At 72.5% G+C, this 13,405-nt stretch carries 12 protein-coding genes and 1 pseudogene; 1 reads left to right on the forward strand and 12 read right to left on the reverse strand.

Annotated elements, in window-relative coordinates; genetic code table 11:
- The first annotated feature begins 154 nt into the window (after nucleotides 1-154).
- Complete coding sequence (locus IO33_RS0135465) at nucleotides 155-1,324, forward strand: PQQ-dependent sugar dehydrogenase (RefSeq protein ID WP_209438972.1); 1,170 nt, start codon at nucleotides 155-157, stop codon at nucleotides 1,322-1,324.
- Here the strand turns inward: IO33_RS0135465 and IO33_RS52920 are convergent.
- From IO33_RS52920 to IO33_RS49745, 12 genes and pseudogenes are all read right to left on the reverse strand, one after another.
- Nucleotides 1,321-1,548: a DUF6191 domain-containing protein gene (locus IO33_RS52920; protein ID WP_031172788.1), complete on the reverse strand. Its 228-nt coding sequence runs from the start codon at nucleotides 1,546-1,548 to the stop codon at nucleotides 1,321-1,323. The two genes, IO33_RS0135465 and IO33_RS52920, sit on opposite strands and share 4 nt — an antisense overlap.
- A 51-nt stretch (nucleotides 1,549-1,599) precedes the next feature.
- A complete protein-coding gene (locus tag IO33_RS0135475; protein WP_107069461.1) occupies nucleotides 1,600-4,671 on the reverse strand; it encodes a helix-turn-helix transcriptional regulator in 3,072 nt (1,023 codons plus the stop codon).
- A gap of 203 nt (nucleotides 4,672-4,874) precedes the next feature.
- On the reverse strand, nucleotides 4,875-5,066 hold the full coding sequence (locus IO33_RS0135480) for a hypothetical protein (protein ID WP_031172792.1): 192 nt from the start codon (nucleotides 5,064-5,066) through the stop codon (nucleotides 4,875-4,877).
- A gap of 198 nt (nucleotides 5,067-5,264) precedes the next feature.
- A complete protein-coding gene (locus IO33_RS0135485; protein ID WP_031172794.1) occupies nucleotides 5,265-5,840 on the reverse strand; it encodes a hypothetical protein in 576 nt (191 codons plus the stop codon).
- A 35-nt stretch (nucleotides 5,841-5,875) separates the two neighbouring features.
- Nucleotides 5,876-6,451: a GNAT family N-acetyltransferase gene (locus tag IO33_RS0135490; RefSeq protein ID WP_031172796.1), complete on the reverse strand. Its 576-nt coding sequence runs from the start codon at nucleotides 6,449-6,451 to the stop codon at nucleotides 5,876-5,878.
- On the reverse strand, nucleotides 6,429-8,660 hold the full coding sequence (locus IO33_RS0135495; RefSeq protein ID WP_031172798.1) for an MMPL family transporter: 2,232 nt from the start codon (nucleotides 8,658-8,660) through the stop codon (nucleotides 6,429-6,431). The genes IO33_RS0135490 and IO33_RS0135495 overlap by 23 nt, the downstream gene beginning before the upstream one ends.
- A gap of 265 nt (nucleotides 8,661-8,925) precedes the next feature.
- Entirely contained in the window at nucleotides 8,926-10,440 is a 1,515-nt protein-coding gene (gene gatB / locus IO33_RS0135500) for an Asp-tRNA(Asn)/Glu-tRNA(Gln) amidotransferase subunit GatB (protein ID WP_031172800.1), read from the reverse strand.
- 16 nt (nucleotides 10,441-10,456) lie between these two features.
- Nucleotides 10,457-10,696 carry a hypothetical protein gene (locus IO33_RS0135505; RefSeq protein ID WP_031172803.1) on the reverse strand — a complete coding sequence of 80 codons (240 nt, stop codon included), beginning with the start codon at nucleotides 10,694-10,696 and terminating at the stop codon, nucleotides 10,457-10,459.
- A complete protein-coding gene (gene gatA / locus IO33_RS0135510; protein ID WP_031172805.1) occupies nucleotides 10,693-12,192 on the reverse strand; it encodes an Asp-tRNA(Asn)/Glu-tRNA(Gln) amidotransferase subunit GatA in 1,500 nt (499 codons plus the stop codon). The genes IO33_RS0135505 and gatA overlap by 4 nt, the downstream gene beginning before the upstream one ends.
- A 5-nt stretch (nucleotides 12,193-12,197) precedes the next feature.
- Nucleotides 12,198-12,494: an Asp-tRNA(Asn)/Glu-tRNA(Gln) amidotransferase subunit GatC gene (gene gatC, locus IO33_RS0135515; RefSeq protein ID WP_006130840.1), complete on the reverse strand. Its 297-nt coding sequence runs from the start codon at nucleotides 12,492-12,494 to the stop codon at nucleotides 12,198-12,200.
- A 93-nt stretch (nucleotides 12,495-12,587) separates the two neighbouring features.
- Nucleotides 12,588-13,082: a cupin domain-containing protein gene (locus tag IO33_RS0135520; protein WP_031172808.1), complete on the reverse strand. Its 495-nt coding sequence runs from the start codon at nucleotides 13,080-13,082 to the stop codon at nucleotides 12,588-12,590.
- Nucleotides 13,083-13,108: 26 nt separating this feature from the next.
- A pseudogene (locus tag IO33_RS49745) lies at nucleotides 13,109-13,264 on the reverse strand (DUF4267 domain-containing protein); the annotation flags it as partial.
- Nucleotides 13,265-13,405: the final 141 nt, after the last annotated feature.

Consider the following 13,405-nt stretch of genomic DNA (forward strand, 5'->3'; position numbering starts at 1 on the left):
GGGTGGGGGGCCGCTGCGGGGCGGGGCCGGGGGGCGGCTGCTCGGGCCCGCGGGCTGGGCCACCGCGTTCGGGTCGGGTGGACCGGGAACCCGGGTGGGGTGGGCGGTGTATGAGAGGTAGCACCTGCTGCTGGACCACCGCCTCGAAGGGACCATGATCGTGCAACGTCGAGCTGTGCCGGCCGTGTTGGCCGCAGCCGCCCTCCTGCTGACCGCCGGCTGCTCCTCAGACGGAGGGGGGTCCCCGAGCGGCGCCGGAGGGACGCCGCCCACGGGTACGGCGCCGGACGCACCCCCCTCCGGCCGGGCCACCGAGCCGGCCCCGCCGGCCAAGGGCTCGGTGACGGTGCTGCGCACCGTGGCCGAGGGCCTGAAGACGCCGTGGGGGCTGGCCCCGTTGCCCGACGGCGGTCTGCTGGTCTCCTCCCGCGACGACGGGACGATCACCCGGATCGACGAGAAGACGGGCCGCACGACCGAGCTGGGCAAGGTCTCCGGTGTCTCCCCGGCCGGCGAGGGCGGTCTGCTGGGCATCGCCCTCTCCCCCGGCTACGCCTCGGACCACATGATCTACGCCTACTTCACCTCCGCCTCGGACAACCGCATCGTCCGCGTGCTCTACGACGAGCGAAAGCCGGCCGGTGAACAACTCGGCGCTCCCGACACGGTGTTCAAGGGCATCCCCAAGGGCGTCATCCACAACGGCGGCCGCATCGCCTTCGGCCCGGACCGCATGCTGTACGCGGGCACCGGCGAGAGCGGCGAGCGCGGCCTGGCCCAGGACAGGAAGTCCCTGGGCGGCAAGATCCTGCGTCTGACCCCGGAGGGCGAACCGGCTCCGGGCAACCCCTTCCCCGGCTCCCCGGTGTACTCGTACGGCCACCGCAACGTCCAGGGCCTGGCCTGGGACGACAAACAGCGGCTGTTCGCCTCGGAGTTCGGCCAGGACACCTGGGACGAGCTGAACGCGATCAAGCCGGGCGCGGACTACGGCTGGCCGAAGGCCGAGGGCAGGTCCTCCGACGCCGCCTTCCAGAACCCGATAGCCCAGTGGCACACCGACGACGCCTCCCCCAGCGGCATCGCCTGCGTCGACGGCGTGATCTGGATGGCCGGCCTGAAGGGGCAGCGGCTGTGGCGCGTCCCGCTGCGGGGCACGGAGGCCGCCGCGGCACCGCAGGCCTTCCTCACCGGGACGTACGGCCGGCTGCGGACGGTGGTCGCGGCGGGCGGCGACCGGGTGTGGCTGGTGACGAGCAACACGGACGGCCGGGGACACCCGAAGAAGGGGGACGACCGGCTGCTGGAGGTACGGGTGAACTAGGACTCAGCGCCCGCCGTACTCCCCTCGTCCCCGCCCGCCCCCGGCTCCGTCGCGGCCGGCGGTGGTTCGGGCAGCCGTATGACGGCCTTCCCGGACGCCAGGTCTATCGGACCCCGTCCGGGATCGTTGTCGCCGACGTCCTCGCGGGTCAGCTCAAGCCGGTTCTCTTCGTCCCGGGTGTGTTTGCGACTGGGTGCGAACAGTTCCTCAAAGGCGTTGAACACGGCCTCTCCCCCCGCTTTCTCCTCCTCATGGCCCTTTTTCCAGCCTAAGCATCAGCCCGCCGTTCCGGCAGTGAGCGTCTCGGCCGGGAACAGCCCGAGCCGATGTGCCACCGCGGCCGCCTCTCCGCGACCCGAGACACCGAGTTTGCTCAGGATGTTGGAGACATGGACGCTCGCCGTCTTCGGCGAGATGAACAGCTCCTCGGCGATCTGGCGGTTGGTGCGGCCGGCCGAGACCAGACGAAGGACGTCCCGCTCGCGGCTGGTGAGTCCGAGGGCCGCGGCGGGGTCCGCGGGGGCGAGGGCCTGCCGCGGGGTGCGGGTCAGGGTGAGGCGGGCGCGCTGGGCGAGCCGGCTGACCGCGTCGGCGAGGGACCGGGCGTCGAGGTGGGCGGCGACCGCACCCGCCAGCCGGAGCAGTTCGACCGCGCGGTCGCGCTCGTCGTCGCCCCCGGTGGGAGTACCCGCCAGGGGTGTGGCGCCGGAGGACAGGAGTGCTCCGGCGAGACGGTGGCGGACCCGGGCGAGTTCGTACGGGCGGTCCAGGCACTCGAAGGCGGTGACCACCGGCGACCAGTCGTCGGCGGTGTCGGCGCCCTCCGCCCGGCGCAGTTCGACGCGGGTCCACAGGTCGTAGGCCTGCCAGAGCGGGGCGCCGGTGGTGAGCCGGCGTACGGCTTCGCCGAGGCGGTCGAGGATCTCGGTGCGGCCCGGCTGCGCGGCGGGCAGGGCGCGGACGTCGGCCTCGGCGGTGGCGGCGGCCCGCAGCAGCGGCCAGCCGTACTGGTGGGTGCCGGGCGGGAAGCCGCCGTCCAGGGCCTGGAGCAGTTCGGCGCGGGCGTCGGCGATACGGCCTTCCTCGGCGGCGACACCGAGGGAGACCCGGGCCAGCGGCAGGAGCTGCTGGGGCATGGGGTCGTGCGTGCCGTAGTGGGCGCGGGCGGCGGCGAGTTGCCGGGCCGCCTCGGCGAGGTCGCCGCGGGCCAGCGCGAGGTGTGCCAGACGCAGGGCGCCCGCGCCACGGGGTTTGGCGCTGTGGGCGCCCCGGGTCGCGTGTGCGGCGGCCTCGGCGGCCTCGGGCCACTGGCCCAGCGAGTAGAGCGAGGCGGACAGGTTGCCCCATATCCAGGCCTCGGAGTCCAGCAGGCCGTACCGGCGGGCGAAGGCGATGCCCTCGCGCATGAGCGGCGCGGCCTCCCGGTCGCGGCCGATGCTCTGCAGCTCGGACGGCAGGTTCACATAGGCGCGGCCCGCGACGTAGTGCGCGCCCTCCGCGAGGGTGTCCCGCAGCACCTGCCGCATCTCGGAAAGGCCGGTCTCAGGGTCGCCGGAGTCGACCCTGAGACCGCCGAGGGTGAGGCGGGCGTGCAGTTCGATGTCGCGGGCGCCGACCATGCGCGCGTACTCCACGGCCCGCTCGGCGGCGGCGAAGGCCTCGGGTCCGGGCCGGTGCAGCATGGACCAGCCGGCGGCGAGGGCCAGCACCTCGGCGTGCACCTCGGACGGGGGCAGACCGCGCACCAGGTCCCGGGCGGTGGCCAGTTCCTGCCAGCCGTCGCCGCGGGCCTGGACCTGGACCAGCCGGGAGCGCTGCACCCAGAACCAGGCGGCGCGCTGGGGGTCCGGCTCCTCCTCGAGGAGGCGCAGGGCCCGCTTGGTGATCTTCAGGGCGCGGTCGCGTTCGCCGCCGAAGCGGCCGGCGACGGCGGCCTCGGCCATGAGGTCGAGGTAGCGCAGCGGGGTGGTGGCGGGGTCGCAGCCGCACGGGGGGTAGACCTCGGTGTAGTCGACCGGGCGCAGGGCCGAGCGGACCTCTTCCGGGGCGCTGTCCCACAGTTCCATCGCCCGTTCCAGGAGCCCGAGCTGCTCGGTGTAGGCGTGCCGGCGGCGGGCCACGACGGAGGCGTCCAGGACGGCGGGCAGGGCCTTGGCGGCGTCATGGGCGTGGTACCAGTAGCTGGCCAGGCGCATCACCCGCGCGTCGGCCGGGACGAGCGTGGGGTCGGCCTCCAGGGCTTCGGCGTAGCGCCGGTTGAGCCGGGAGCGTTCGCCGGGCAGCAGGTCGTCGGCGACGGCCTCGCGGACCAGGGAGTGCCGGAAGCGGTAGCCGTCGCCGGCCGGGGTGACGGTGAGCAGGTTGGCGCCGACGGCGGCCCGCAGCGCCTCGATGAGGTCGTCCTCGCCGAGCCCGGCGACGGCGGCGATCAGCCGGTACTCCACGGTGGAGCCGCCCTCGGCGACGACCCGGGCGACCCGCTGGGCGCTCTCGGGCAGCGCCTCGACCCGGACCAGCAGCAGGTCGCGCAGGGAGTCGGTGAGGCCGGTACGGCAGCCGTCGCAGGCGGCCACGGCGAGTTCCTCGACGAAGAAGGCGTTGCCGTCGGAGCGTTCGAAGATCTCGTCCACCTGGGCAGGGTCCGGTTCGGCGGCGAGGATGCCGGCGATCTGGCGGCCGACCTCCTCGCGGGTGAAGCGGGCGAGTTCGATCCGGCGGACGGTGCGCAGCCGGTCGAGTTCGGCGAGCAGGGGGCGTAGCGGGTGGCGGCGGTGGATGTCGTCGGAGCGGTAGCTGGCGAGGACGAGGAGCCGGCCGGCGCGCAGGGTGCGGAAGAGGTAGGCGAGGAGGTGGCGGGTGGAGGCGTCGGCCCAGTGCAGGTCCTCCAGGACGAGCACGACGGGACGGTCGGCGGCGATCCCTTCGAGCAGCCGGGCGGTGAGTTCGAACAGGCGGGCCATGCCCTGCTCGTCGTGGCGGCCGGCGCCGGCCTCGCCCAGGTCGGGCAGGAGGCGGGCCAGTTCCTCCTCCTGGCCGCGCGCGGCGGCGGTGAACTCCTCGGGCAGGGCGTCGCGCAGGGCGCGCAGAGCGGTGGAGAAGGGGGCGAACGGCAGCCCGTCGGCGCCGATCTCCACACAGCCGCCGACGGCGACGACGGCGTGCCCGCCGGCGGCCGTGGCGAACTCCTCGACGAGGCGGGTCTTGCCGACGCCGGCCTCGCCACCGAGCAGCAGCGCCTGCGGCTCGCCGGCGCGGGCGCGGGCGAGCGCGTTGTTCAGGGTGTCCAGTTCTTCGGTGCGGCCGACGAACACGGGACTGACGGACCTGGTCTCCACGGGCCCGAGCATCGCACGGGGTGCGGACGTCGGGGCACCGGTTTTCCACAGGTCCGGTGCGATCGTCGTACCGGCGGCCGGGAGGGTGGTGCCGACGGACGGAGGGGTCGTACGACCGGGGTGGGCAGTCGTACGACCCCGGTCCGGGAGATCCGGGAGGCGGCCGACCCCCGTACGGCCGCCCGCCGTCCCGCCCCGGTCCGCCGGGCCGGTGTTCACGCGGTGCGTGGGATCCGGTGCCGGCGGGGGCGGTCGGTATGGGACTCGGCGGCGGCGCTGTCGTGGCCGGCCGGGCCCTCGTGGCGGGCGGCGCGGTGCATCCGGGCGATCTTGCGGGCCAGGCGCTCCTGCTCGGCCTCGCGGATCAGCTGGGCGGAGCGCATCTTGTGGTACTCGATCTCGATCACGGCGTGTCCTTCGAGGAGAGTCGGTGTCGTGCGTCGCTTTCTGCGATGCCTCCACCTTCGTCTCCCAGGGGGGTGCGCCACATCGGGAGAGTTCCGCATCTTCGGCCGGCGTAGGGGCCGCACGCGCGCGTAAGGGGCCTCAGGGAGTCCCTAAGGTGCTCATGGACTCCCTAAGGCCCCTGGGGGACCTGCGGGTTCTCAGCCGGTCGAGGGCAGGCCGAGCAGGATGTCGGAGTACTTCAGACCCGCCAGCAGCAGCCCGATGACACCGAGCGAGACACCGGCCCAGGCGACGGATTTGGTCCAGGGGGCCTGGGGGCGGCCGGGGGCGCCGAAGGCGGGCCGGGCGAGCACCACCACGCCGGTGAGCAGCGCGGCCAGCGCGAACAGGCCGGCCCACAGCGCGGTGCTGTGCCAGGCGTTGCCGTAGACCGCCTTGATCTGGGTGGCGACGCCCGCGGTGGAGGGGGTCCGCAGCTGGCCGACGAGCTGCTCGCGGGCGCCGGCGACGGTGCCGATCCAGCCGCCGCTGAGCGAGACGAGGCCCAGGGCGGCGGAGACGACGGCCCCGGCACCCTGGCCGGCCCCGGAGGGCGCCTTCTCCCCGGGTTCCTGCTCCCCGACCTCTTCCTCAGGGGTGTCCGCCTGCTCGAAGTCGTCCTCGCGCGCCTCGGCCCGCGCGGCTTCCTCCTCGGTGGTGGCGGCCTCCGCCGCCGTCTCGTCGCCCTGCGCCTCGGTACCGGTCTTGGCGCCTTCCTCTGTCTTCGTAGCCATGCCCGGCACCGTACGGACCCTGTCTGAGAGGTCCCTTAATGATCGTTGTGCGCGTCCCGCGCGCGTGCCGCACGCCACTCGGGGGCGAGCACCGCCCAGACCTCGGTGCTGGCGCGCACACCCCGGTACGCGTAGTTCTCGCGGAGCACGCCCTCGCGGGTCATGCCGAGCCGCCGGGCCACGCCGATGCTGGGCTCGTTGGCCGTGGAGACGAGCCACTCCACGCGGTGCATGCCGCGCTCCTCGAAGGCCCACTCCAGCAGCACCCGCATGCCCCGCGTGACCAGTCCGCGCCCGGCCGCCGCCGGCTCCAGCCAGCAGCCGGCCTCGCACACCCCGCCGGACGTGTCCCACACGCGGAACAGCAGGCCGCCGACCAGCTTCCCGTCCAGCCAGATGCCGTGCAGGCTGCCGGCGTCGGCGCCGCGCTTGTCGGCGTAGGACTTCAGATAGGCCCGGGCGCTGTCCAGGTCGGTGATCACGTCCGGCAGCCCGATGTGCCGGCCGATGAACTCGCGTCCCCGGTCGATGTCGGCGAGGAGCTCCTCGGCGTGCCAGACCTCCAGGGGCCGCAGCTCGGCTCCGTCGTCACCCAGGGATATCGCGTACATCGTGCTGCTCGTCCTTCCGCAGTTCGTCCACCGGGACCTCGCCGAGCCTCTCATGCGCGGCGCGGCACTCGGGCGGCTCGATGCTGACGCGGGGCAGCAGGCGCTCCAGCCAGGCGGGCAGCCACCAGTTGGCGGCGCCGAGCAGATGCATCAGCGCGGGCACGAGCAGGGTGCGCAGCACGAAGGCGTCCAGGGCGACGGCGGAGGCCAGGGCGATGCCGAACATGGCGATCACCCGGTCGCCGCTGAGCACGAAGGCGAGGAAGACCGCGATCATGATGATCGCGGCCGAGTTGATGACCCGGCTGGTCTCGGCGAGGCCGACGCGCACGGCGCGCCGGTTGTCGCCGGTCTCCAGCCACTCCTCGTACATCCGGCTGACCAGGAAGACCTGGTAGTCCATGGAGAGCCCGAAGAGGACGGACACCATGATCACGGGCAGGAACGGCTCGATGGGGCCCGCCCGGCCGAGACCGAGCAGTTCGCTGCCCCAGCCCCACTGGAAGACGGCGACCACGATGCCGAACGCGGCGGCCACGGCGGCGATGTTCATCACGGCGGCCTTCAGCGGGATGCCGAGGGAACGGAACGCGACGAGCAGCAGCAGACAGCCGAGCCCGATGACCGCGCCGACGAACAGCGGCAGTTTGCCGACGATCACATCCGCGAAGTCGTCGTAGCCGGCGGTGACCCCGCCGACCTGGATGTCGAGGGAGGTGCCGGTCTCCGCGCGCGGCAGCACCTCGGTGCGCAGCCGGTCCACGAGGTCACTGGTGTCCTGCGACTGCGGCGCGGAGCCGGGGACGACGGTGAGGTAGGCGGTGCCGCCGCCGGCCGAGTAGGTGGCCGGGGTGACGGAGGCGATGCCGCGGGTGGCGCGCAGGGTGGTGTCGAGGTTGTCCAGGGCGAGCTCGTCGGCGCCGCCGTCGACCCGGGTCACCAGGGTGAGCGGTCCGTTCACTCCGGGGCCGAAACCGTCGGCGAGCAGGTCGTAAGCCTTGCGGGTGGTGGAGGCGCGCGGGTCGTTGCCCTGGTCGGAGGTGCCGAGGTGGAGGGAGAGGGTCGGCAGGGCGAGCAGCGCGACGACGGCAACGGCGAGCGAGCCGAGCAGCTTGGGGCGGCGTTCGACGAGCGCCGACCAGCGGGCGGCGAGGCCGGTGGGCAGCTCCGGGCGGGGCCCGTGCGCGGCGAGCCGGCGCCGCTCCCGGCGGCTGAGGGCCCGGGAGCCGATGTACGACAGCAGGGCGGGCAGCAGGGTGACCGAGGCCGCGACGGTGAGCACCACCGTCAACGAGGCGGCGACCGCGACGCCGTTGAGGAAGCCGAGCCGCAGGGTCAGCATTCCCAGCAGGGCTATGCACACCGTCGCACCCGCGAAGACGACCGCGCGTCCCGTGGTGGCCACGGCGTTCACGGCGGCCTCGGTGACGCTCAGGCCGCGTTTGAGGCCGCGCCGGTGCCGGGTGACGATGAACAGCGCGTAGTCGATGCCGACGCCGAGGCCGATCAGCATGCCCAGCATCGGTGCGAAGTCGGCGACCGTCATGGCGTGTCCGAGCAGCCCGATACCGGCGTAGGCGGTGCCCACGCCGACCAGGGCGGTGGCGATGGGCAGCGCCGAGGCGGCGAGCGAACCGAAGGCGAGGAACAGCACGACGGCCGCGACGAGTACACCGACCACCTCGGCGGTGTGCTCGCGCGGGGACTCCGTGAGGCCGATCGCGCTGCCGCCCAGCTCCACCCGGAGCCCGTCGCCCTGGGCGGCCTTGGCGGTGCGCACCACGGCGCGCGCCTCGGACGCGCCGATGCGGTCGGCCGGCCGGGCGAAGGTGACGGTCGCGTAGGCGGTACGGCCGTCGGCGCTGATCCGGTGCGCGCCGTGCCTGCCGTACGGGCCGGTCACCGAGGCGACGTCGGGCAGCGAGGCGATCCGGTGCAGGGTGCGGGTCATGGTCCGTTCCACGCCGGCGGCGCGGACGCTGCCGCTGACGGTGTGCCAGACGACGGTGTCGCTGTCCCCGCCCAGGCCCGGGAAGCCGTCCTGGAGCAGCTGTGCCGCGCGGCCGGACTCGGTACCGGGGACGTCGTAGTCGTTCGAGTACGACGAACCGGCCACGGCGGCGGCCGCGGTGACCCCGCCGAAGGCGAGGAGCCACAGCAGCACGGCGATCAGCCGGTGCCGGACACACCAACGGGCGAGGTCTGCCACGGACGTGCTCCCAGTGATGGTGCGTGGATCTTTGACCGGGAACGATCGTCCATGAGGTGAAGAGCCCGCAAAGAACGTATGAGGAATCGCAGGACACTCTTGCAGGCGAAAGTGATCGTTTGCCGTGATCGTGGGGTTATTCACAAGAGTGGGAGGGACATCACAGGACACTTCACCGAACTATGTCGCCCCGGGGCGCACTTCGGGACATCACAAAAGGCGTACGGCCCCGGAGGACATGCCTCCGGGGCCGTACGACAGGTGCTCAGCCCTCGCTAACGCCCAGCGTCTGGAGGATCAGCTCCTTGACGCGGGCCGCGTCGGCCTGGCCGCGGGTCGCCTTCATGACCGCGCCGACCAGGGCGCCGGCCGCGGCCACCTTGCCACCGCGGATCTTGTCCGCGATGCCCGGGTTGCCGGCGATGGCCTCCTCGACGGCGGCGGTCAGCGCACCGTCGTCGGAGACGACCTTCAGACCGCGCTTGTCGACGACCTCGTCCGGGGTGCCCTCGCCCGCGAGGACGCCCTCGATGACCTGGCGCGCCAGCTTGTCGTTCAGGTCGCCCTTCGCGACGAGCTCGGCGATCCTGGCCACCTGCGCCGGGGTGATCGCCAGCTCGTCCAGCGCCTTGCCGGACTCGTTGGCGCTGCGCGCCAGTTCGCCCATCCACCACTTGCGGGCGGAGGCCGCGTCGGCACCGGCGTCGATCGTGGCGACGATCGGGTCCAGCGCGCCGGCGTTGAGGATCGCCTGCATGTCGGTGGCGGAGATGCCCCACTCGGCGAGCAGCCGGGTGCGGCGGGCCAGCGGCAGCTCGGGCAGCGCCGCGCGGATCTCCTCGACCCACTCGCGCGAGGGCGCGACCGGGACGAGGTCGGGCTCCGGGAAGTACCGGTAGTCCTCGGCCTCCTCCTTCACGCGGCCCGAGGTGGTGGACCCGGTGTCCTCGTGGAAGTGGCGGGTCTCCTGGACGATCGTGCCGCCGCCGGAGAGCACGGCCGCGTGGCGCATGATCTCGTAGCGGGCCGCACGCTCGACCGAGCGCAGGGAGTTGACGTTCTTCGTCTCGGAGCGCGTGCCGAACTTCTCGCTGCCCTTGGGCATCAGCGAGAGGTTGACGTCGCAGCGCATCTGGCCCATCTCCATGCGGGCCTCGGACACGCCGAGGGCACGGATGAGCTCGCGCAGCTCGCGGACGTACGCCTTCGCCACCTCGGGCGCGCGCTCGCCGGCCCCGACGATCGGCTTGGTGACGATCTCGATGAGCGGGATGCCGGCGCGGTTGTAGTCCAGCAGGGAGTGGGACGCGCCGTGGATACGGCCGGTGGCGCCGCCGACGTGCGTCGACTTGCCGGTGTCCTCCTCCATGTGGGCGCGCTCGATCTCCACACGGAAGCTCTCGCCGTCCTCCAGCTGCACGTCGAGGTAGCCGTTGAAGGCGATCGGCTCGTCGTACTGGGAGGTCTGGAAGTTCTTCGGCATGTCCGGATAGAAGTAGTTCTTCCGGGCGAAGCGGCACCACTCGGCGATCTCGCAGTTCAGCGCGAGACCGATCTTGATCGCGGACTCGACGCCGGTCGCGTTGACGACCGGGAGCGCGCCGGGCAGGCCGAGGCAGGTGGGACAGGTCTGCGTGTTGGCGTCCTGACCGAGCTCGGTCGAACAGCCGCAGAACATCTTGGTCTTGGTGCCGAGTTCGACATGGACCTCAAGGCCCATGACGGGGTCGTACGACGCCAGCGCGTCCTCGTACGACACCAGGTCGGTCGTGGTGGTCACGGTGAAAACTTCCCTCTCAGCCCAGCAGGACGTCGTCGTCGCCCAGCCGCTTCAGCTCGCGGTAGAGGATGGCGAGGCCGGTGACGATCGCGACGGCGGAGACCGTGGCGTCGATCAGCCGCAGCGTGTCGTGCTCGGCACGGGCCTTCTTGATCTGCTTGGCGACACCGAACGCGCCGAACGCGGTGGTGCCCATCGACAGGTACGTACCGGACTTGGACTTCTTGAAGTCCTTGGCCTTGGACAGCTTGCTCACAGCGACGGAGCCTCCTCCAGCAGCGGGTGACCCCACTTTTCCACGAAGGCGGCCTCAACGGCGGCGCCCACCTTGTACAGGCGGTCGTCCTGCATCGCCGGGGCGATGATCTGCAGGCCCACCGGGAGGTTGTCCTCCGGGGCGAGACCGCAGGGCAGGGACATGGCCGCGTTGCCCGCCAGGTTGGTCGGGATGGTGCACAGGTCCGCGAGGTACATCGCCATCGGGTCGTCGGCGCGCTCGCCGATCGCGAAGGCGGTGGTCGGCGTCGTCGGGGAGACGATCACGTCGACCTGCTCGAAGGCCTTCTCGAAGTCACGCGTGATGAGCGTGCGGACCTTCTGCGCGGAGCCGTAGTACGCGTCGTAGTAGCCGCTCGACAGGGCGTACGTGCCGAGCATGATGCGCCGCTTGACCTCGGGACCGAAGCCGGCCTCGCGGGTCAGGGAGGTGACCTCCTCGGCCGAGTGGCCGCCGTCGTCCCCGGTGCGCAGGCCGTAGCGCAGGCCGTCGAAACGGGCGAGGTTGGAGGAGCACTCGGACGGCGCGATCAGGTAGTACGCCGACAGGGCGAGGTCGAAGGACGGACAGTCCAGCTCGACGATCTCGGCGCCCAGCCCCTTCAGCAGCTCGACGGACTCGTCGAAGCGCTGGATGACACCGGCCTGGTAGCCCTCGCCGCGGAACTGCTTGACCACGCCGACGCGCATGCCCTGCACGCTGCCGTTGCGGGCCGCCTCGACGACCGGCGGGACCGGGGCGTCGATGGAGGTGGAGTCCAGCGGGTCGTGCCCGGCGATGACCTCGTGGAGGAGGGCGGCGTCCAGGACCGTTCGGGCGCAGGGGCCGCCCTGGTCCAGGGAGGACGAGAAGGCGACCATGCCGAAGCGGGAGACCGCCCCGTACGTCGGCTTCACACCGACCGTGCCGGTCACGGAGGCCGGCTGGCGGATGGAGCCGCCGGTGTCGGTGCCGATGGCGAGCGGGGCCTCGTAGGCGGCGAGGGCGGCGGAGGAACCACCGCCGGAGCCGCCGGGGATCTTGGTGAGGTCCCACGGGTTGCCGGTCGGGCCGTAGGCGCTGTTCTCGGTGGAGGACCCCATGGCGAACTCGTCCATGTTGGTCTTGCCGAGGATGACGACGTCGGCGGCCTTCAGCCGCTTGGTGAGCGTCGCGTCGTACGGCGGGATCCAGCCCTCCAGGATCTTCGAGCCGACGGTCGTGGGCACGCCCTCGGTGGTGAAGATGTCCTTGAGCGCGAGGGGGACGCCGGCCAGCGGGCCGAGCCGCTCGCCGCGTTCCCGCTTCTCGTCCACGGCGCGGGCCTGGGCGAGAGCGCCCTCGCGGTCGACGTGCAGGAAGGCGTGCACCTTCTCGTCGACGGCCTCGATGCGGGCCAGGTGGGCCTCGGTGACCTCGACGGCCGTGAGCTCGCCGGAGGCGATCCTCTCGGCGATCTGCGCGGCCGTGAGCTTGATGATGTTGCTGTCCGTCATGGTGGTCACTCCTCCCCCAGGATCTGCGGCACCTTGAAACGCTGCTGCTCCTGGGCGGGGGCGCCGGAGAGCGCCTGCTCGGGGGTGAGCGAGGGACGGACCTCGTCCGCGCGCATGACGTTCGTCAGCGGGAGCGGGTGCGAGGTCGGCGGTACGTCTTGGTCGGCGACCTCGCTGACGCGGGCGACCGCGCCGATGATGTCGTCCAGCTGTCCCGCGAAGTGGTCGAGCTCTTCGGGCTTCAGCTCCAGACGCGCCAGCCGGGCGAGGTGGGCGACCTCCTCGCGCGTGATGCCAGGCATGCAGCGATCCTCTGGGGTGAGTGTGTGTGGTTTGAGCCCAATCCTATGGGGCGGGGCCCGGTGCCCGTGAAACGGTTTGCCGGGCCTCCCCCCTCAGCGGTGCCGGCCGTCCCAGGCGTCGCTCTTGAGGAAGTGGTTGTCGTACCGCTCCTGGACCTCCAGGAGGCTCTCCACCGTGGCCTCGCCGAGCCGGATGCGCTGGAGGTGGCGGAAGTACTCGAAGCGCTCGACCCCCGGGGTGATGACGATGAGCAGGTCGGCGGTGGCGCCGGGTGCGGCGGCGAAGGCGTGCGGCCTGTCCGGCGGGACGATGACCAGGTCGCCGCGCTCGGCGGTGACGACGTCGTCACCCGAGAGGACCTCGGCGGCGCCGTCGAGCAGGTAGAACATCTCGGCGGAGTGGTGGTGCACATGCGGGCGGGCCCCGTCGGCGCCCTCGGCGAGGGTGACCCGCACGGTGGACAGCGCGCCCCCGGTGGCACTGCTGTCGGCGAGCAGCTTGACGGTGGTGGGCGCCCGGCCGACCACCTCGGCCTCGGCGTCCCGGACGAGGACGGTGTCGTCGAAGTTCGGCACGAACAGCGACATGATGCGTTTCCCCCTGTCGGATGCGGTCAGACCGCGAAGAGCAGTCCGGCACTGATCAGTACCACGACCGCGGTGGCGAAGTGGATCCCGAACGCGACGGCTTTCGTGCCGCCGTCGCGCAGGACCGTCAGCGTGTCGCCGAACGGTACGAGCGCCACGGCGACCATGAACCACGCCTCCGCGTCTACAGCTGTTTCAGGGGCAAGGGCGCGATCATGGCGGCGGTCGCCGTGCAGGGGTGCGCCGAGCCGGCGGCCGGGCTACGGCAGGCGCGGACGTCGGTGTCGGGCACGCGGGAGGGGCTGGCGGCGGTGGCCGGGACC

It is taken from the genome of Streptomyces durhamensis, assembly GCF_000725475.1.
GTDB classification, from domain to species: Bacteria; Actinomycetota; Actinomycetes; order Streptomycetales; family Streptomycetaceae; genus Streptomyces; species Streptomyces filipinensis.

Excerpts from the sequence above, each read along its gene's own strand:
- IO33_RS0135475 (WP_107069461.1), bottom strand. The coding sequence starts at position 4,671 with ATGCTCGGGCCCGTGGAGACCAGGTCCGTCAGTCCCGTGTTCGTCGGC.
- IO33_RS0135465 (WP_209438972.1), top strand. The coding sequence starts at position 155 with ATGATCGTGCAACGTCGAGCTGTGCCGGCCGTGTTGGCCGCAGCCGCC.
- IO33_RS0135485 (WP_031172794.1), bottom strand. The coding sequence starts at position 5,840 with ATGGCTACGAAGACAGAGGAAGGCGCCAAGACCGGTACCGAGGCGCAG.
- IO33_RS0135520 (WP_031172808.1), bottom strand. The coding sequence starts at position 13,082 with ATGTCGCTGTTCGTGCCGAACTTCGACGACACCGTCCTCGTCCGGGAC.
- gatA (WP_031172805.1), bottom strand. The coding sequence starts at position 12,192 with ATGACGGACAGCAACATCATCAAGCTCACGGCCGCGCAGATCGCCGAG.
- IO33_RS0135490 (WP_031172796.1), bottom strand. The coding sequence starts at position 6,451 with ATGTACGCGATATCCCTGGGTGACGACGGAGCCGAGCTGCGGCCCCTG.
- gatC (WP_006130840.1), bottom strand. The coding sequence starts at position 12,494 with ATGCCTGGCATCACGCGCGAGGAGGTCGCCCACCTCGCCCGGCTGGCG.